This window comes from Pseudoalteromonas sp. 68 DY56-GL68 (assembly GCF_041414825.1).
Taxonomy (GTDB): domain Bacteria; phylum Pseudomonadota; class Gammaproteobacteria; order Enterobacterales; family Alteromonadaceae; genus Pseudoalteromonas.
In genome coordinates this window covers 96,922-115,776 of record NZ_JAOCZL010000021.1, presented here as the reverse complement: position 1 = coordinate 115,776, position 18,855 = coordinate 96,922, and the positions used below count along the sequence as shown (strand labels likewise).

18 protein-coding genes are annotated in these 18,855 nt (G+C 36.8%); 4 read left to right on the top strand and 14 right to left on the bottom strand.

Annotated elements, in window-relative coordinates; translation table 11 throughout:
• Nucleotides 1-265: 265 nt before the first annotated feature.
• From NYF15_RS14915 to galU, 10 genes are all read right to left on the bottom strand, one after another.
• On the bottom strand, nucleotides 266-1,312 hold the full coding sequence (locus NYF15_RS14915; protein ID WP_371353968.1) for an acyltransferase: 1,047 nt from the start codon (nucleotides 1,310-1,312) through the stop codon (nucleotides 266-268).
• Between the two features lie 11 nt (nucleotides 1,313-1,323).
• A complete protein-coding gene (locus tag NYF15_RS14910; RefSeq protein ID WP_130150001.1) occupies nucleotides 1,324-3,231 on the bottom strand; it encodes a hypothetical protein in 1,908 nt (635 codons plus the stop codon).
• Nucleotides 3,228-4,400 carry an O-antigen ligase gene (locus NYF15_RS14905; RefSeq protein ID WP_130150002.1) on the bottom strand — a complete coding sequence of 391 codons (1,173 nt, stop codon included), beginning with the start codon at nucleotides 4,398-4,400 and terminating at the stop codon, nucleotides 3,228-3,230. Before NYF15_RS14905 ends, NYF15_RS14910 begins: the two co-directional genes overlap by 4 nt.
• Nucleotides 4,393-5,571: a hypothetical protein gene (locus NYF15_RS14900; protein WP_371353967.1), complete on the bottom strand. Its 1,179-nt coding sequence runs from the start codon at nucleotides 5,569-5,571 to the stop codon at nucleotides 4,393-4,395. The genes NYF15_RS14905 and NYF15_RS14900 overlap by 8 nt, the downstream gene beginning before the upstream one ends.
• The gene (locus NYF15_RS14895; RefSeq protein WP_130150004.1) at nucleotides 5,561-6,067 is read right to left on the bottom strand and encodes a glycosyltransferase; all 507 of its coding nucleotides are present in this window, start codon (nucleotides 6,065-6,067) and stop codon (nucleotides 5,561-5,563) included. Before NYF15_RS14895 ends, NYF15_RS14900 begins: the two co-directional genes overlap by 11 nt.
• Nucleotides 6,067-6,519, bottom strand: a complete 453-nt coding sequence (locus NYF15_RS14890) for an oligosaccharide biosynthesis protein Alg14 (RefSeq protein WP_130150005.1) — start codon at nucleotides 6,517-6,519, stop codon at nucleotides 6,067-6,069. Before NYF15_RS14890 ends, NYF15_RS14895 begins: the two co-directional genes overlap by 1 nt.
• Entirely contained in the window at nucleotides 6,512-6,829 is a 318-nt protein-coding gene (locus NYF15_RS14885) for a DapH/DapD/GlmU-related protein (RefSeq protein WP_228074465.1), read from the bottom strand. The genes NYF15_RS14890 and NYF15_RS14885 overlap by 8 nt, the downstream gene beginning before the upstream one ends.
• A gap of 104 nt (nucleotides 6,830-6,933) precedes the next feature.
• Nucleotides 6,934-7,761: a glycosyltransferase family 2 protein gene (locus tag NYF15_RS14880; protein WP_341802837.1), complete on the bottom strand. Its 828-nt coding sequence runs from the start codon at nucleotides 7,759-7,761 to the stop codon at nucleotides 6,934-6,936.
• A gap of 15 nt (nucleotides 7,762-7,776) precedes the next feature.
• Nucleotides 7,777-9,120, bottom strand: coding sequence for a UDP-glucose/GDP-mannose dehydrogenase family protein (locus tag NYF15_RS14875; RefSeq protein ID WP_130150007.1), 1,344 nt, complete (start codon nucleotides 9,118-9,120; stop codon nucleotides 7,777-7,779).
• 10 nt (nucleotides 9,121-9,130) lie between these two features.
• Nucleotides 9,131-10,024, bottom strand: coding sequence for a UTP--glucose-1-phosphate uridylyltransferase GalU (galU, locus tag NYF15_RS14870; RefSeq protein ID WP_371353966.1), 894 nt, complete (start codon nucleotides 10,022-10,024; stop codon nucleotides 9,131-9,133).
• Between the two features lie 258 nt (nucleotides 10,025-10,282).
• Here galU and NYF15_RS14865 point away from each other — a divergent pair, with 258 nt between their 5' ends.
• The 4 genes from NYF15_RS14865 (at nucleotide 10,283) to NYF15_RS14850 (ending at nucleotide 14,913) form a co-directional block, all read left to right on the top strand.
• A complete protein-coding gene (locus NYF15_RS14865) occupies nucleotides 10,283-10,981 on the top strand; it encodes a transglutaminase-like cysteine peptidase (RefSeq protein ID WP_130150009.1) in 699 nt (232 codons plus the stop codon).
• Nucleotides 10,965-12,971, top strand: coding sequence for an EAL domain-containing protein (locus NYF15_RS14860; protein ID WP_130150102.1), 2,007 nt, complete (start codon nucleotides 10,965-10,967; stop codon nucleotides 12,969-12,971). The genes NYF15_RS14865 and NYF15_RS14860 overlap by 17 nt, the downstream gene beginning before the upstream one ends.
• A gap of 21 nt (nucleotides 12,972-12,992) precedes the next feature.
• Complete coding sequence (locus NYF15_RS14855; protein WP_237118462.1) at nucleotides 12,993-13,538, top strand: hypothetical protein; 546 nt, start codon at nucleotides 12,993-12,995, stop codon at nucleotides 13,536-13,538.
• A 64-nt stretch (nucleotides 13,539-13,602) separates the two neighbouring features.
• Complete coding sequence (locus NYF15_RS14850) at nucleotides 13,603-14,913, top strand: O-antigen ligase family protein (RefSeq protein WP_371353965.1); 1,311 nt, start codon at nucleotides 13,603-13,605, stop codon at nucleotides 14,911-14,913.
• A 63-nt stretch (nucleotides 14,914-14,976) separates the two neighbouring features.
• Here NYF15_RS14850 and NYF15_RS14845 read toward each other — a convergent pair whose 3' ends face one another.
• From NYF15_RS14845 to NYF15_RS14830, 4 genes are read right to left on the bottom strand one after another with little or no spacing between them, the layout of a single operon-like run.
• A complete protein-coding gene (locus NYF15_RS14845) occupies nucleotides 14,977-16,833 on the bottom strand; it encodes an alkaline phosphatase D family protein (RefSeq protein ID WP_371354216.1) in 1,857 nt (618 codons plus the stop codon).
• Nucleotides 16,833-17,612: a TatD family hydrolase gene (locus NYF15_RS14840; protein WP_130150013.1), complete on the bottom strand. Its 780-nt coding sequence runs from the start codon at nucleotides 17,610-17,612 to the stop codon at nucleotides 16,833-16,835. The genes NYF15_RS14845 and NYF15_RS14840 overlap by 1 nt, the downstream gene beginning before the upstream one ends.
• Nucleotides 17,613-17,625: 13 nt before the next feature.
• Entirely contained in the window at nucleotides 17,626-17,952 is a 327-nt protein-coding gene (locus tag NYF15_RS14835) for a PilZ domain-containing protein (protein WP_062569227.1), read from the bottom strand.
• 8 nt (nucleotides 17,953-17,960) lie between these two features.
• Nucleotides 17,961-18,854, bottom strand: a complete 894-nt coding sequence (locus tag NYF15_RS14830; RefSeq protein ID WP_237118459.1) for a DNA polymerase III subunit — start codon at nucleotides 18,852-18,854, stop codon at nucleotides 17,961-17,963.
• Between the last annotated feature and the right edge of the window lies 1 nt (nucleotide 18,855).

Sequence of the window (18,855 nt, the reverse complement as noted above, 5' to 3'; positions counted from 1 at the left end):
AATAAAAAACAACCCTAAAAGACTACTTTTAAGTTAATTTAATGTTAACTTAATTAAGAGGGTTCTTGGAAGCACGATCCAAACTTTTAGCTGAACTCAGTGGACTTGTCTGTTAGATGACAATCTCGAGCAATATTTCTATTTAGAAGAAAACCTGTCAGTGACTCAATCAACCAACAGGTTTTGGGCTTTTTCTTTTATTGCAGATAGTGTTTGTTAGGTAATCTTTATAACCGGTTGGAGGTTAGTTATTTAAACTCTATTTTCAATAGCCAATAATATATTTACTCTTATCATTGAGTAACTTTTTCAAGAATATCGCAATCAGCATACTGAGTATCACAAACGTAAGCGATAGAGCAATGAAATATACCCACTGAAAAAACGCCGTATCAGGAGTTGGCAGTTTTAAGTTTCTAAATATAAAGATTAGATAAGGATGTATGAAGAACACGGCAAAACTTGTACTCGCAAGATTGTCGAAAAACAAATTACTTTTTGAGTACTTTTCTAGCAATGAGAAGAAAAAGAAAGAGAGAAATAACTTTTGCAGAAACATCAGATCGATGCCGCCAAATTCAAAAAATGGCTTATGGTAGCTCCCTACATCACCTAAATAGCTCTGAACTAGTGTGAAACTAATTGATAATAAAAACAGCAGCCAAAATCGATTACCTTGAAAAGTGTTTAACAAAGGTTCTCTATACTGGGATACCACAGCACCAATTAGATAAATTGGGAAAAAAAACACGACAGAATGCAAGTGGTTCATATTATCGACAGGTCTATGAATAAAAATTGACACGCATGAAAGAACAAGAATGAGTGACACCTTAAATTTAAAATCTTTTTTAAGTATAAGAACCACTAATGGCGAGAGTAAAAATAAGAGTAACGCAAAAGGGATATACCAATACGCAGTCATAAAGCGGCCTGTTACTTCATATTTAAGAAAAGGTACCATAAACTGTGATATAGCTCCTTCTGAGTGAGGCAGAAAATAGCCATCAGAAATTGGGTTAGATACATATATATATAAGCAGATTGGTATGATCGACAATAATAAATATGGCCATACCAGCTTTGAAGCTCTGGAGAAATAAAATTTAGAAAAAGTAAACTTTTTTAAAAATACAACTTCAAAAAGAAAGCCTGAAATGAAAACAAAGAGAATGGTACCACCAGATAACAGATTTCTAAAAAACACTTCCCAAAAACTATCTAAAGCGACACCTGAAACATCGAAAGAATGACCGAAGACGATAAACATAATGGCGATCGCACGGAAATTATTAATTGAATTATAAAACAAACTATGACCTTTTAAATTGGTTCAATTTCAATATTACTAATCTTCCCTGAAAAGCCAGATTTACCTGAGGAAAATCTTAAGCGGCCAAACTCAGGCTTACAAATAGGTACCCTACTATAAAAAACTCCCGTATCGTTGATACTTTTATGGAAATCGCCAATATTGATATAGGCTGATCCTTCATTCACTTGAACTTCGTATTCAAGTAAATATATAGGATACTGTAACTTCGTTTTAATAAAATAATCTCCAGTAACTAAGAAATCATCAGCTTCATAATTCTCAACGGTTACATTATTAGGCCAAATATTGTCACCTAACTCTTCCACGCTATATTGGTCAAAATTAGTTTCGGATAGTATCGGTTTTAAAGAAATAGATTGCATCGCACCAGTAAACATTGTTTGCGTACTTACTACAGAAACCATATCCTCTGTAGGCTCACAAACAATTGCTACAAAAGAATTATCTCCCTCTTTTGTAATTGGAATGCTTGAATCTCCGATGTTAAAAATTGGGGTACCCGATTCTATTTCGGCATCAAAACTTACACGGTATAAAGCATAGTTTAAATCCCTGTTATTATAGCTCCCGCCAATAATAGAGTATGGCTCTGTCATATCAGCAACGATATCTCCATCATGCCATATATTGTTGCCACTTGGGTTTACAGAAGAAGACATACCGGGAGTTTGAGGAGTTATCTCTATAGAAAATTGCACTAACCAGTTATGCAGCGGCTGCTGATCCACAGAAGAAATTAATGTCGATGTATCTCTGATATTAGTCACTGGGGTTTTCTGGTTTGCAGTGTTATACCTGTCATCCAAGGTAAAACCACTGTCTATCTTTCCCCCCACCTCCAGTGTGGTATTGAACTCAAGCGTTAACGTATCACCCTGAATTGATACTTGAGGAATGTATTCTATATTATTTGGAGAAATATACTTTAGACCGTAGCCTGGTGCTTCTGGCAAAGTATGAGTATCAACAGTTAAATCCCCCTCTGGAACATGTAATTTCACAAAGGCTTTATTATTTTCTATTTTTAAAGATTCAGGTTGTAGTGGTTTCCATTTTTTATTGGATTCAAATGTAGAAAAGATTGCTTTTGCAAAATACTCACCTTGTAGAATATACCCTTTTGTATTTAAGTGGGTTCTTTCATCAGGTCTGTTAAAGTAATTTCTATTAAGAAAGTACTTTGGCATCACTAGAGAGACGGTTTCGTTATCGTTTGCAAATTCCCACAATGAAACAGCAATATCATGCCCATAACTAACGCCGGTTTGATCCACGAATAATATAGGATTGCGGGTTTTAGAAGAGGTAGTTTGTACTTTATTTTGGTAAGCATTATATAACTTACCAAGCTTTTGCTTATAGTCCTGTAAATTAGAATTTGCGTTAGATTCACCATGTATCCAAGTAATAAAAGGAACATTAAAACTTTCACCACTTTGAGCAGCTAACCTTTCCCCTGCTCTTAGCATTGTGAGCCCATTTTCAAATGGTTCAGTACCATATTCAAGTTTACTTATCTTTTGCCCTCCACGACCATGGGGAGCATAAACAAACTTAGGAAAAGGTTTGTTTTCAATAGAATATAAATACTCCAACATTTTGAACATTGAGTATGCATGTGTTTGTCTAGTCACATCTTTCAAAGGTTCCAAAAACCTTACGTCACTTTCTACTAACCTTTGATAATATCGAGGCGCAGTGGTCCTTACACCGTTGAACAAAAATACTTTGTTAGGATTAACTTCATTAGGGAAAATTATCGGATTCAAGTCTTGATCAGTGTGCCCTATACTTAATGACTGACCTGATGCTAAGACTAAATTGTAATCATCAATAGCGGCGAGGCTATTAGATGAGATAAAAAGAAGTAAAAATAAAATTAAATAGCGTCTCATTTTTCTTTACTTAAAACCATATAAATAACAGGGATTATAGAGTAGCCAGCTACACCGGATAAAAACGAGGCCTCAAATAAAGAGGTAATAACAATATAAACAGCCATCGAGTTACCCAATCTATTCTTGCATTTTACAACGAGATTATAGCCGAGAATTGCAGTTATACATAACATGCCACCAAGACCAAGACTAAAAAAAGCTTGTAAGACTAAGTTATGCGCATGAGCAGGTGTATAGCCAATAATATCTTCTAACGTTGGCAAAGCCAAAGACGTTACACCTATGCCATAGCCAGTAAAAGGCCTATCAAGTGCCATATCAAATACAGCTGGCCAGATATATGTTCTCCCTGTGAACGTGAGAACTTCTTCAGGATCACCGTGACGGGATACATGCTCAAGGAAACCATAGAAATCAAATGCAGCATATATTATTAATAAAGAGGTAAAAATTACACCTGATAAAATCACAAATAAAATAAACTTATTTCTTTTGTATAAAAATAAAGAAGAAAAAACAAATGATATAAAAGCGGTCTTACTATCGCTTAATAGTAAAGCAATTAAAGACAAGCCAAATGCAACTATAAAAAAAGACTTAGAGATAATGCTCTTGTTAAATGCATGTAACAAAAACAAGCAATATACGGCACAAAATCCCCCCATTGCATTCGATGTAGAGAAAACCCCACTCATACGCGGGCTCACAAATAAAACATCATTTAACCAATAAATATGTCTCCCTAAGTCGGGTAATGCCAAATAATAAAAGTATGAGAAACAAACAACTACGAAGAATGACAAAGAAATTGAATACAGGAGAAAGTCATCTCCAAACCTACTTTTTACATACTTAAAATAAAAATAAAAGGCAGCATAGGAAAGCACTACAACAAAGCTACGAAAAGGAAGCATTGAAAAAGGAAGCATCAAAATAGCTAAGAGAATAAAGGCAACAAATAACAACTCATGATTGTTAGACACCCTAAAACCAAATTTATAAAAATATATAAATGCGATTAAAATGCCTCCTCCCCATGCCATTAGTCTTAACACGATTTGAAAATCGACACTATCACTTCCATATTCGCGTATTCTAAAAACAAATAAAGAAAAGATAATAAACATTGAAAAAAGAAATAAGTTAAAGAGCCTTACCCTATTCATTGTCGACTCCTTTCATAACAATCAAATAATAAGTAATCGCCAAAAACAGCCACCCCAAAAAAATAGAAAATGATGGTGAAATTTGTACATGAAGAAATAAATTCAATAATAAAAGAGATGACACACCTAAGCCTGATAATAGGTATAGCGAATTCATCTTTTTATACATATTTTTTTTCACGAGCAGCATTTCAACACTTCTAGAGCAGGATAAACAAGTAAGGATACCTGCCCAGAACAGTAGATCACCAAGCTTAGGAACAGCCTGATCGGCATACACAACTGGAAATAAATAAACAGCTATTAATAGACAAATAGATGAGGCAACTAAAGAAATCAGCATATATTTTTTGAACAAACTCTTTACAAATGTGTGTGCATCATCTTTTAAGCTGGCGAGTTTTCTTTGATCAACAGCCTCCAGTGACTTAATCAAAATTTGTACTGGTTGAAACACAGAGCGAGCAATGAACAGTACAGAAGAAATTGTTGCAGGATATAAAGCCGATACTAACAAAAACGGGGAATGTACGAGTAATAATTGAGAGATGGATTGCACATTTCGATTTAATAAATGTCGTGTGTCACGAAACCAAAAAAAAATGTCTAACTTCTGCTCACCCGAGTTTGCTTTTTTAAATGTGACGAAAAGCGTGATTACAATTAATTCTAGTGCAAATAAACATAAATAGGTGTTTATCAAAAGCTCTATAGATAAACCACTAAACAATAAAGAAGCTGCAAAAGTAGATACCAAAACAACAGATACCAAAGCAGGTAAAAAGTACAGCTTACTTACCATAAGTAGATATCTAAATGATTCATGTATAAATAAAAAAGCGAATAAAGCTGGAGCTAGTAGCCACTGCCCCTGATATGAAAATGCAAAATAGGTGCTAATAAAAATTAACACTAAAAAAAGCACTAATAGGAAAAATGAGCAACTCAGAAACTCAATTATCCTGATTTTACTGCTCTTATCTTCTTTTAAATTAAAAGGAATAAGTACAATTGTTCTTTGAAAAGATAAGAAAATTAATGCCAGTGTCATAGCAACACCAAACATGACTACTGACTCATTCCCTTCATACTTAAGTAAAAGAAACGTAATTAAAAAATTAGCCCCCGAAGACAATAGCGAGTCAATCAATAAAGATAATTTATACTTCATCATCTATCATTTTTTTAATATATAAACCAAGGCTCTCTGTATCTTTCTCTTTTTCAGTCGTGAAGAAGTCATTCGTCTCGCTTAGTTTCTCGATCTCCTCGAAAGTCTGTTCTAAGTCTTCTAAATCACGGCACACTCTCATTAAGCTCGTTGATGAGGTCAATGGCTCAAATCTTGAAATAGTATCGAGTTGGTGATCATTTCTGTGCTCACCAAACCTAGCTAATCTAGGTACAACAATAAGCTTTTTATTTAATTCCAAACATTGAATAATGGTTCCCATACCGGCGTGAGCAATTACTATATCGCACCACTCTAGTTTCGCCTTGTACTCATTCGAACTCAAAAAATCAATCACTTGAATACCATCATAAGTATTCGAATCTTCACCAACCTGAGCAAAAACATCCAAACTTAGTGATTTATTAATATCGCTGATAGCCTCGATCAGTCGTTTAAAAGGTAATTGCGCACCCACAGTTACAAGCACTTTCATTATATAACTCGACCCTTGTATTCAACATTATCACCAGCTAAATCTGGCCATTGGGTTAATGTTTTATGTGCAAATTTCTTTGCCATTCGTCCCGAAGCGGATAATTGTTTTGTATTAGCAATACTATCTACCCACATGGTTTTTCTAAGTAATAGTCGGCCTATTACGATAGAAATTAACCCAGGCATTGCGCCTGTGGTTACTATCCATTTAGGTTTATGCTTTAAGACAAGTTTTAACATCTGAAAAGCGATGATTGGTGAACGGATTAATGTGTCTCTTGACACATCCTCAATTAGGGTTTCATTCTCAAAAGAAGGTGTATCGTGCGCATTTACTTTTGTTCGCACAAATAAAATGTCATTAGAATCAAAGTTAGCTTGTTTCATGATTCTGCTCAATTGCACATAATGACCACCCGTAGATGCAATTGCTATGAGCTTCTTACTCATTAATTAATATTCCTAAAGCTTTCGTTTTAATATTTGTACGAATTGCGACTGCAGGATTTCCTGCGACAATTGTCCCTGAACTTACATCCTTTGTCACAACAGCTCCTGCCGCAACAATACAGGAATCGCCCAAAGTAACTCCTGGCATTATGATTGAGTTACCACCAATGAAACAATTTTCACCTATTCTCACGTCTTTATGAATGTCTCGGCACATATCATGGGTGAGAATTACCGACCCAAATGCAATATAAGTACCCGCACCGATATGAACACCTTTAGGGTTTGTTTTATCTAGCTTCGCTTTCAATGAAATTCTAACGCTTTTATGTATATTCATTTTATAAAAATGGATATACCAAAGCGTAATAATAGATAGTATAAAATGTCGTACATAGACGTGTATGAATCTTTTCATATTCTCGTACTCTCGTCCCTTTCCCATTTAATTGTCTTTAATTTTTTAATTTGCAACTTCGCACGAAATGTCGCTATTGAAATGACCGTCGCATAAACTAAAAACTTAAACAACGCTTTCTCTTTGATGGCTATTTTAAACAAAGAAGAAAAACTATTACCGCCAGTAGTCGGTGAAGTAAACTTCTTCTTCAATTCCATATTGCCTAATTTACTTCTCGTTTTGATTTTAATAAGTGACCAAATTGTTCTTGGACTCATTACGACAGAATAGCAAGAAGGAATTGTTGTCAAGTTAGCTGAACCTAAAGTTCCCTTAACATAGCCATCATCAGCGATAACTTGTGGGAACTTCCCTAACATAGCACGGGCCTTTGGAGAAATAAGATATGCACCAGAATTAACCATGCCAACTCGATAAGCTGGAGTAAGTTTCAAAAAACTGTAGTACATGTTTGTTAACAAGCTACCATCTTGAACTATTTTTGTCTTTGGAGAGGCAAATAAATACTGCTCACTTTTAATAAACCTTAAAATACTTCTAATACTTTCCGTGCTTATGATCACATCAGCATCTTGAACAAGCACATGTTCAAACTGAGCAATTTCAAGCCCTTTATTTATAGCTAATATTTTTGAGCCAGTATCAAGCTCGACTACTTTAAATGAAGGAAATTTAGCTCTAACGAACTCGGCTGTATTATCAACACAGCCATTTGGCAAGACAATTACCTCAACCTCCAAACTCGAAAAATTCGTTAATTCGGATAACGTCCTTTCAATACATTTTTCTTCATTATATGCAGGTATTATAACTGTCAACATTTTAAGACCCTTATACTATAAAATATTTCGACCAATAGAATAATAACTAAAGCCTTTATTTTTTAGCCTCTTAGGTTCGAACAAATTACGTCCGTCGAAGATAACTGGAGTCGTTAGTAATGACTTTATCAACGAAAAATCAGGTGCTTTAAAATTTTGCCACTCAGTACAAATAACAAGAGCATCTGCATTATTTAATGCTGATTCTTTGGTTCCCATAAAGCTTAAATCATTTCGTGCGCCATAAATGCGCTGAGTTTCTTCCATCGCTTCAGGGTCATATGCTTGCACTTTTGCACCGGCAGCCCAAAGTTGTTCCATAAGTACTCGACTTGGTGCTTCTCGCATGTCATCAGTGTTTGGTTTAAAGCTCAAGCCCCACAAAGCAAACACCTTGCCTTTTATAGCATCAGGATTGTTTAATAAATCGAAGTGCTTCGTAATATATTCGAATAATTTATGCTTTTGCGCATAATTAACGGCTTCAACAGCTTTTAAAATTTGTGAGTCATAACCCAAGCTGTCAGTTGTTCGAACCAGTGCCTGAACGTCCTTAGGGAAACAAGAGCCACCATAGCCACAGCCTGGATAAATAAACTGGTAACCAATCCGAGGATCTGAACCAATACCATGGCGTACATGCTCAATATCAGCACCAACGCGCTCAGCAATATTTGCCATTTCGTTCATAAAACTAATTTTGGTTGCAAGCATACAATTAGCAGCATACTTAGTAAGCTCAGCGCTTTTAATATCCATTACGATTATTTTTTCGTGATTTCTATTGAATGGCGCGTAAAGTTCACGCATTTGCTCTTCTGTATCAGCTGAGTCAGTACCAATAATTATACGGTCTGGACGTTTGCAGTCATTAACCGCTGCACCTTCTTTTAGAAATTCAGGATTTGATACAACCGAGAAAGTTAAACCACTTCCACGGTTATCAAGTATCGACTGCACAGTCGCTTTTACTTTATCTGCAGTGCCTACAGGAACCGTTGATTTATCAATAATAACTTTGGGCGTTTCCATGTAAGTAGCGATTGTCTCCGCTACTTTTAATACATATTTTAAATCTGCAGAACCATCTTCGTCAGGCGGAGTCCCGACAGCTATAAATTGTAGATCACCAAACTCAACCCCAAATTTAGGATCGGTAGTGAAAGTTAAACGACCTTCTTCAAAGTTTTTTTGTACTAAAGGCGTCAAACCTGGTTCGTATATTGGAATTATTCCGTTCTTTAAATTTTCTATGCGTGTTTCATCGATATCCACACAACACACATCATGACCAGCGTCAGCAAAAACTGCGGCTTGAACCAAGCCAACATACCCAACTCCGTAAAAAGTTACTTTCATTTTATCCCTCTTATGATGCGATGAGTTCTTTTACATGTTTTGTAAATTCTTCACCCAGTAGGCTTGATTGCATCGCATACTCTACGTTAGCGAGCATATAGCCAAGTTTTGAGCCACAGTCGTGTGACTTACCTTTTAAATGATATGCTTCAATTTTCTCGATATGACGTAATTGCAACAACGCATCTGTTAGTTGAATTTCACCTCCAGCCCCAGCGGGAGTACACTCTAATAGATTCCAAATAGCTGGAGATACAACATATCTGCCTGTTATTGCAAAATTGCTAGGGGCAGCGCCTAGCTGAGGTTTTTCCACCATATTAGTGATAGTTGCATTTTCACCTGCCTTAATTGTTTTACCGCTAAGATCAACAACACCATAATTTTGAACCTGCTCATACGGAACAGGCTCAACCATTATTTGATTATGTTGGCTCTGCTCAAATTGCCTGATCATGTGTGCTAAATTATCAATCTTAAGGTTTGACTTATATTCATCGATAATTACATCCGGTAACAAAATAGCAAATGGGTTATTACCAATTATTGGCCGAGCTTCAAGGATTGCGTGCCCAAGTCCTAGGGGGGCTGACTGGCGCACCGAAATAATACTGACCCCTTTAGGAATGATTGAACGGACTTCCTCAAGCAAACTGCGTTTTACACGGGCTTCAAGTGTAGCTTCTAACTCAAAACTAGTATCAAAATGGTTTTCTATGGCATTTTTTGAGGCATGTGTAATCAGAACAATTTCTTTGATGCCTGCTTGAACAGCTTCATTTACAACATATTGGATAAGAGGTTTGTCAACTAAGGGGAGCATTTCTTTGGGTGCTGCTTTAGTAGCTGGTAACATACGAGTACCCAACACAGCAACAGGCAAAACAGCTTTTGAAACTTTCACTAGCAATCCTTTTCTATAACTTCATACAATATAGCTATCGCTGATAATCTATTAGTTTCAGCGAAACTTTGAAGTGCTACAATCCATATGGACCGTTATTATACACAACACAAACAACGGCTCAATATAAAAAAGAAGCCTTTTAGATTGTTTTTTGTTACCGAAAAGTTAACATTAAAGATTTTGCTTTTTTTATAACCTATCATTTTAATTTTAATGGGAATATAATCACCCTGTTTATTTTCTAGAGATGGTATTGTGCGTATAGGATTTTGCATAATTATATTTGTGTCTTTTTTTGTTTGTGCACAGGACATGCTATTGCATTTGCGTAACAGCGATATAATTACCCGTGCAAAACAGTTATACGGAGATACTGGCCATCACAGAATAAAAACATGGCTAAGTTTTATTGATGATTCTGCGAAAAAAAGCGAATGGCAAAAAATTCATTTAGTTAATGACTTTTTTAACACACATATAAAATACAAAACCGATGAAGAGCTGTGGCAAAAGAAAGATTACTGGGCCACTCCACTTGAGAGCCTTGGTGTGGGTATGGGTGACTGCGAAGATTATGTTATTGCTAAATACTTTACATTAATAGCACTCGGTGTGCCTGAAGAAAAAATAAGATTAATGTATGTACGCCAACGCACAGTTAACCAACCACATATGGTACTTATATACTTCGAAAAACCCAACCAAATACCACTCGTATTAGACAACTTTGATACTAAATTGGTACCTGCAAACAAACGCAACGATTTAAAACCTATATACAGCTTTAATGGCCAAGGCTTGTGGTTGGCCAAATCTAAAGGCTTAGGAAACAAAGTTAAGAATAGCAATGGCGTGTCTGCTTGGAACACTATGCTAGAAAGAATTGAACAAGGTGAGCTTGCGCCTTCAAATAGTAACAATAAAGGAACTAGTAGTTATGTCTCGAATCTTTAAAGATGGCTTAAGCTTAAAAACTCAAGTATATAGCTTGATCATTTTAATTTCTGTTACATCATTTTTTGTACGTGTTTTTACTGACGTAGATACCACCCGTCATTACCTGCAAACACAAATGGCCAGCCACGCTCAGGATACAGCAACTAGTTTGGGGCTTTCCATATCACCTTATTTAGAAGATGATAACATAATGATTGCAGAAACTATGGCGACCGCTATTTTTGATTCTGGCTATTACAATGAAATAAAATTTACTGATATGCAAAATAACGTCGTATTTCAGTTACAAAATCCGAAACGTGTTGAGTCCGTTCCTAGTTGGTTCATTAATCTCTTTGAATTGAGTGCCCCAACGATGCATTCTGAAATCAATAGCGGCTGGATAATAGCAGGTACACTGGATGTTTCTAGCCACACCGGCCAATCATACTTGACCTTATGGCAACACATGTTGCGTAGTCTATACAGTTCATTCTTATTGCTTGCAGCATCCTTAGCTGTGGCTTTTTTAATTTTACGCGCTGTGTTCAAGCCTTTAAAAGCAGTGGAAAATCAAGCTAAATTAGTCACTCGTAAGCGCTTTACTCTTAATGAAGAAATACCTGTTGCACGTGAATTACGTACCGTGACTCAAGCTATTAACAACATGGTGAAGAACTTACAAAGTACTTTTGACTCATTAACCAAACAAACTCAAACGCTTACAGAACAAGTATACATAGACTCAATAACTGGACTTGGTAACCGCAAGTCATTTGAAAATTACTTTCACTCAGTCGTAAATAATATTTCGGATGACTCACCCATAACGGCAATGATGCTTACCCTTCCCTCATTAAACAACATAAACCAAGTAGTGAGTTATCAAGATGGTGACCAACACGTTATTGATGCTGCTGAATTGCTCACACAGTCTGCTAGCGAACTACCGAATTCATCAGTATTTAGACTGAACGGTGGAACTTTTATACTATTGGCTCCTTACGATTCTGTGTTTTTAAATAAAGTGCGTCTGGAACTTAATGATAAGCTAAGCCAAAAAGAAAATAGCTTGCACATCAACGGTTACGCAAACTTAGCACTCGTTGCTATCGAAAAAGGGGCGAGTATTGGTGAAGTCTTGTCATTACTGGATACTGGCTGCACAACTGGCGAAGATAATAATATAAGTTGTAGTGATAAAAGGTCACTATTTAGCGTTAATCAATGGCGCACCCTAATCAAGTCAATTATAAATGCAGGGGAAGTAAGCTTTTCTATTCAACCGGTAAAAAAAGCAAACAAAGCTAATTCACAGTGTTATTTTGAAGTTTTTGCACATTTCACTCACGAGGGCGAAAAAGTAAATAATGCACACTTGTTTGCCATGGCTGAAAAGTTAAACTTAACCGAAGAGCTCGATAAAAAAATTATACTGAACTTTGTCAACATTAAAGAACGATACCCAGATGAGGTATTTGCATTAAACATTAGCAAGACTTCGTTGTACTCAACAAGCTTTATAGAATGGTTAACTTTGTTCTCCCAAGCGAAACCCGTTATTAAAACTAACTTACTGTTTGAGCTTCATGAAATAAGCTTGCTTTATAATGTGCACGTAGCCTCTTTACATATAGATGCTATAAAAGAGCTGGGCATTGGGGTATGTATCGAGCATTTTGGCACAAGTTTGACCTCATTCAAGTATTTGCAAGGTCTTGATATAGAATATGTTAAAATCGATGGCAGCTATATTCAAGATTTAGTAACTAACCCACAAAGTCAGTTTTATATCCAGACTGTTAATAATATTTGCCATGGTTTTGGTATTAAAGTTTTAGCTTGTTTAGTTGAAAAAGCGGATACTTTAGAAATGCTTGAAAACTTAGGATGTGATGGTTTACAGGGTAATTTGATACTGCCTCCATCAAAAATTATTAAATCTAATAATAATGGCGTGAATAAAGAGTTTACTTTTTGCGCCGATGCGTTAAAATTTTGCAATTAGTACTCAACCAAGGGACGAGAAATGAAAAAATTAATTCTTGCTAGCTTAGTCGCTAGCGCAACTGCTATAACAGCCCTTCCAACCTACGCACAAACGGACAACGATGCTGTAGTTCAAGAAGTTAGCACAAATAACATTATCGACGTTCTTAATAACGCAACAGCAGAAACCTCTTCGGAGCAATTACGTGAAGATTTAGTTGAAGCGATTAGACGTATTTGTAAAAACAAGGAAGAGGTTAAATTAGACGACAAACTGTTTAAAGGTGCTTGTGGTTCTGCAGATATGGATGCAATGGTTGCTACGGTTGTTGCAAACTTTGGTGTTGACAGCCCACTGATCTCTGACTTTTTAGCAGCACTTTCTGATGCAGGTTTTGATAGTGATGCAATCACTCTTTCTGCAATCACCGCTGGTATTGATCCGACTGTCGCATCAGAAGCAACAGCAGCGGGACCTGGTGCCGGCCCCGCACCTTCACCGGTAGTTAGCTTACCAACGCTTCCTACACCTCCAGGTGCTGGTGGTACAGGTGGTGATGCTGGTATCTCTGAAGTAGAGAATTAATCTGCACTTTTAGTCTATGTAAACGCAGCCAATCGGCTGCGTTTTTATTTTGTTTGAGTTTATTTTGAATCGTTTTATTTTCTTCTTTATTTGTTTAATCTTATTTTTACTTCCTCTACCTTTGGGTAGTTATAGACCTTGGGCAGTCTTAGCTATAGGCATTTTAATCTGTTTTAATTTTCTTACTCACCTTGCTAACAGTGCTTTAAATAGTGACCAAGCGCTATTCCCTCCTCGCTATAGTTGGCCTATATTGGCAAGTTTGAGCCTCGTCATTCTAGTATGCTTTGCTCAACTGTTAAGCATTAGCATTGATCCATTTCAAACTAAACAGATGTTATTAAAAAGTACATTCCTACTCATGCTAAGCTGGTTAATATTTACTTATTGCAATAGTACACAGAAGATTAAGGCGTTAATTTACACTGTTATTTTCGCCGGCGTTTTTCAAGCCTTGTATGCTACCTACTTAAACTTATCACCAGATTTAGTGAGTCCCCTTTTTGGATATAAACACACAGATCGCGCCATTGGCACATTTACTTATTCTAATTTTTTAGCTAATTACTTAGCCCTGTGTTTATGCTTAGGTATAGGTTTATTAGTTAGCGAGTTAAAGCGTACAAAGAACGACTATAAGCTCTCTTTTAAACAAAAATTACGTGCACTTGCAGAAGTGTCCCTGAGTTCTAAAATCATCCTACGTGTATCTTTAATTATCATTATAGTAGCGCTCATTTTAACTCGTAGCCGGATGGGTAATTCAGCATTTTTTATTGCTCTTGTAGTCGTTAGCTTATTGGCATTATTTTTTTATAAGCAAAAACCAAAAGCATTTAAGCCACTTATCATCAGTTTTTTTATAATTGATTTAATTGTAGTTGGGGCTATTTTTGATGTAGAAAAAGTCAAGCAACGCATAAGTGAAACCAGCTTACAATCTGAAACACGTGATGAAGTAGTTCGCGATTCAGTGCCACTTATTTTAGATAAACCATTGCTTGGCTCTGGCGGTGGTACATTCTATACGGCGTTTCCTGCATACCAATCTCAGCCTTACTCTGGATACTACGACAACGCCCATAACGATTACGTACAGTTTGCAGTTGAGCTAGGCATACCTACTACATTATTGTTAGGAGTTCTTGTTTTGTATTGCTTGTGGTTATGCATCAATACGATGCGAACTCGCAAAACAGCATTGTATCAAGGCGTTGCTTTTGGCTGTGCTACAGCTATTATCGCAATGATGCTACATTCATCAGTCGACTACTCACTGCAAGCTGGTGCAAACTCAATCATGTTCATAGTTATTTTATGTTTGGCTATATTAACTAATCAATTGCCTGCACCGAAGCGAATAAGAAAAAAGTAGAAAGGTTATAATCGATATCAATTCGCTAAAATTTGCTGAGTTGATAGAACTCGCTCACTTAAATTACTGCTCTTCTAAATCAAACTCTGTGATGCGATTATCAGCATGAATGAGCTCGTAGCGTTTTAATAAACCACTGTCGAGCTCAATTAAGCTGATTGCCGCATCACTCACCAAGTACTTTTGACCTTCTCCTTTCGTTTTGTGTTTATCAACTTCCATTTGCCAACGTTTAGTAAAAAAGTTAAGTGGGCTTTTTGGCGCATAGAGAATTGAATCTAGTTTATCTAACACATTGATAAGCTTTCGAGGAAACTCATTTTTGATGCCACTTGCAGTGAGCTGCCAAATACGGTTTTTATGTTTACCAAAGCGTTTTTGCACAGAGAAACAAAAGGAGTAATGTACATCACCAGAAAGAATCAAGGTTTCTTTTGGCGTATCTTCACGACGGAATATATCCAACAACTTTTTGGCCGAGCCCTCGTGGGCCATCCAATTTTCTACATCGACAAGTAAAGGCTGACCACAAAAATTAAAAATCGCTTGAATTGCTTCAATTGATTTAACACCAAACACTGGGGCTGGGGAAACAATAATCACTTTATCGTGAGATAATAAGCTTTCTTCCAATTCAGTAAGCCTCTCCCAATCAAGTAATCCTGAAGGTTCATTGAAGTTTTGCTCATTGCGCCAACGGTGAGTTCGGGTATCCAGTACCACCACTTTGGGTATGGTATTAAGTTCGTAGTGCCAATGATTAAAATCTAAAATGTGCTTATCGAATCTCTTAAAATCCCATAGATTAGTTGAAAAACTTCGCTTAAATGCAGGCAAAAGCTCAAATGTTTTGTCACCGGCATCATTACCAATCCCTTGCATTAACCAGTAACTAATTAAGCCATTATTTACAATACGCTTACTAGCTGGGTGCTGATAGATAGCTTGCTCCCACCCTGCTGTTAAATTCCAATCATCAGTGACATCGTGGTCATCAAACATCATTAATGTCGACACATTCGCAAATAATCTTTCAACACTACGCAAACCTTGTGCGAATCCAACCAGCGCTTCTTTTTCAAGTTTAAATAAATTAGCGTATTTAGGGGGCAATGCAGGACATTCGATTGCGTCAAACTCAATTAACTGCCAAGTAACCGCACTAAAGTTTAGTAGATAAAGCGCTATAAACTCTTGGAAATGAATTAAGTGGTTCTCAGCTTTTAAGCTTGAAAAGTGCGGTTCGTCTTTTTTAAGCCAATAACCAACACCAAATTTGCTTCGTTTTTGCCAAGGCACCTTAGGTAAGTTTAAATGGCGCTGGTAAAGTTGCTGCTCGAACCCTGTTGGTAAATCTAAATCAAGCTCAGCCTCTTCAAACACGCCAAATAAACTAATCACTTTTTCAATCGCGAGCAGCATAGGCCCTGCTACGTCATCCGCGTATATTTGGTCGCCAGATAACAGTAATAAGTCAGCACCCGCATTAAGCGACTGACGCTGGTCATTTTGCCAATTATCTGCAGCAACGAGACTGTCTTTTGCGGGGTGATGAGGGTTACGACACGAGCCATGAAGAATTCTATCCAGCCTATTAGGGATCACAAATGCAGGAGATTCCGCACGTTCATAGCAATATGCTGACAAATCAAGGCAATTTTCTTTATCATGCAATGTGTAGTAGATCAGTGAGTCAACCGCAAATTCGCCACTGGCAGGCATTACATTGATAAAATTTAAAAAAATGTTTTGCCCAAGTTGGATAGACTCAAAGTTCGAGAAGGTTTCAACACCTGTGAACTCAATTCGGTATTGGCAAGGCGTGGTGGTAACAAACTGAAAGCACACTCGCCCTGCATCTGCACGGCGTACCATTGGCCCCATAATTAGCTGAGGTAAGTTCGATACGCCGCTCACTATTATGCCCTTTTAGCTTGCTTAAACAACGAGTAAAAGTTATTGGTTGTTGCTTCTGCTAACTCGTTGAAACTAAGCCCCTTCAGTTCAGAAATATAATAAGCAACATCTTCAACGTAGGCAGGTTGATTTGTTTTACCACGATATGGAACAGGCGCTAAATAAGGAGAATCTGTTTCTATTAATAAACGGTCAAGCGGAATTTGCTTAACAACGTCTTTTAACTCAACTGCATTTTTAAACGTAACAATACCTGAAATTGAAATATAAAAGCCCATATCAATGGCTTTTTTGGCCATATCCCAATTTTCGGTAAAGCAGTGTAATACACCCCCGCATTTCTCTGCGTTGTGTGAACGCATTAAGTTGATGGTGTCTTCTCGAGCATCTCGGGTATGAATAATAAGCGGTTTATTAAGCTCATTAGCAACTTCAATGTGACCAACAAAACTTTCTTGTTGAACAATATGTGTATCTTTTGAGTAGTAATAATCAAGCCCTGTTTCGCCAATCGCAACCACTTTGTCGTGACTTGCAAGGTTGATCAGTGTTTGCTTATCAAGCGCATCCTTTTGATCTAGCGGGTGTACCCCACAAGATGCTGATACATCTGGATAGTGTTTAATTTTATCCAACATGCTTGGAAACTGATCTAATGTAACGCTAACACAAAGAAAATGCTCAACTTTTTTCGCCCGTGCATTTTCTAACACTTGGTCTAAATTAAGGTCGAGTTTATCGAAATCAAGGCGGTCTAAATGACAATGTGAATCTACAATCATGGTACAACTTTTATTACATGGTATAGGTCGGATTGCCTGAGTTTAACATAGTCCCAAGTAGTTTTTCGATTTTAGCATTCAAATTGGTTTTATCATCAATGAAGCTTACACCGATACCTGGTGGATTAGAGCTCTGAGCCCCTTGAGGTGTAATCCACGTAACCTTACCTGTAATTACATCATCTTCAAGTGCATCAGGTAATGTTACTTTTAATGCTAATGAATGCCCCATTTCAAAACGCATATTCGTGCGAACAAATAAACCACCGTTTTTTAAGTAAGGCATATAACAGCGATATAGCTCGTCTAAGTCTTCAATATCTACTAGTAATTCTTGCACACTATGTCCTAATTTTGGCTCTCACGTAAAGTCAACGCTAATTGTGAAATGGCAAGTGACATATTTAAGCCAAGCACATGAGAACTATTGTAAAGAAACTCAGAAAGTGCAGTTTGTGCTTTTTGATAGCTAAAAAAGTCCATACCTAATACTAATTGCGTTTTAAGGTGTTCAGTTAAAAACAGAGCAAATACATTAATAAGACTATGATCTTTATTTAATATATCGACTAACGTGCTGAAATTATGGCTGTCTTTTATCTCAGTTGCAAATTTATAAAGTAAGTCAACAGACTCTAACTGATGCTCTTTATGCCACTGCTCCACTAAAAGCGGTTGACTAGCAAATAATGCTAACCAAGAATAATTAGGAATACTTAAAGAGGCTAACCATTGTGTCGTAATTGAACTATCAACTTTGACTTCATGCACAGCGCAGCGACTTAGAATAGTCGCGGGCAATAAAGCTGTTTGCTCACAGGTTAAAAGTAAATAACGGTTTAAGCTTGGCTCTTCAAGTGTTTTTAATAAGGCATTCGCTGCCGCAGTGGTCATTTTATGACATTGTTCAAGAACAACTACTTTGTTGCCATTTTGTGCCGCGGAATGATTAATAAAGTGAGTGATATCGCGAATTTCATCAACACCAATTGTTTGTCCATCAACTCTCACAATTCGCTTATCTGGATGCGTTCCTGCTTGATTAAGCTGACAACTTTTACAATGACCACACGCTCTTAATTGCACAGGTGAAGCACATAGCAGACCATCGGCGAGTGAATCGACTAAGTGTTGTTTACCCACCCCTTTATCACCATTAAACAGCTGTGCATGATGAAAACGCTGCTGCGAAAAGCTATGGGCTAATTGCTGATAAAGACTTTCAAGCCATGGCAAAGGCATA

Coding starts and splice junctions, on each gene's coding strand:
- NYF15_RS14905 (WP_130150002.1), bottom strand. CDS start 4,400: ATGAATAGGGTAAGGCTCTTTAACTTATTTCTTTTTTCAATGTTTATT.
- NYF15_RS14875 (WP_130150007.1), bottom strand. CDS start 9,120: ATGAAAGTAACTTTTTACGGAGTTGGGTATGTTGGCTTGGTTCAAGCC.
- NYF15_RS14890 (WP_130150005.1), bottom strand. CDS start 6,519: ATGAGTAAGAAGCTCATAGCAATTGCATCTACGGGTGGTCATTATGTG.
- NYF15_RS14830 (WP_237118459.1), bottom strand. CDS start 18,854: ATGCCTTTGCCATGGCTTGAAAGTCTTTATCAGCAATTAGCCCATAGC.
- NYF15_RS14910 (WP_130150001.1), bottom strand. CDS start 3,231: ATGAGACGCTATTTAATTTTATTTTTACTTCTTTTTATCTCATCTAAT.
- NYF15_RS14860 (WP_130150102.1), top strand. CDS start 10,965: ATGTCTCGAATCTTTAAAGATGGCTTAAGCTTAAAAACTCAAGTATAT.
- NYF15_RS14895 (WP_130150004.1), bottom strand. CDS start 6,067: ATGAAAGTGCTTGTAACTGTGGGTGCGCAATTACCTTTTAAACGACTG.
- NYF15_RS14880 (WP_341802837.1), bottom strand. CDS start 7,761: ATGTTGACAGTTATAATACCTGCATATAATGAAGAAAAATGTATTGAA.
- NYF15_RS14840 (WP_130150013.1), bottom strand. CDS start 17,612: ATGATTGTAGATTCACATTGTCATTTAGACCGCCTTGATTTCGATAAA.
- NYF15_RS14855 (WP_237118462.1), top strand. CDS start 12,993: ATGAAAAAATTAATTCTTGCTAGCTTAGTCGCTAGCGCAACTGCTATA.
- NYF15_RS14900 (WP_371353967.1), bottom strand. CDS start 5,571: ATGAAGTATAAATTATCTTTATTGATTGACTCGCTATTGTCTTCGGGG.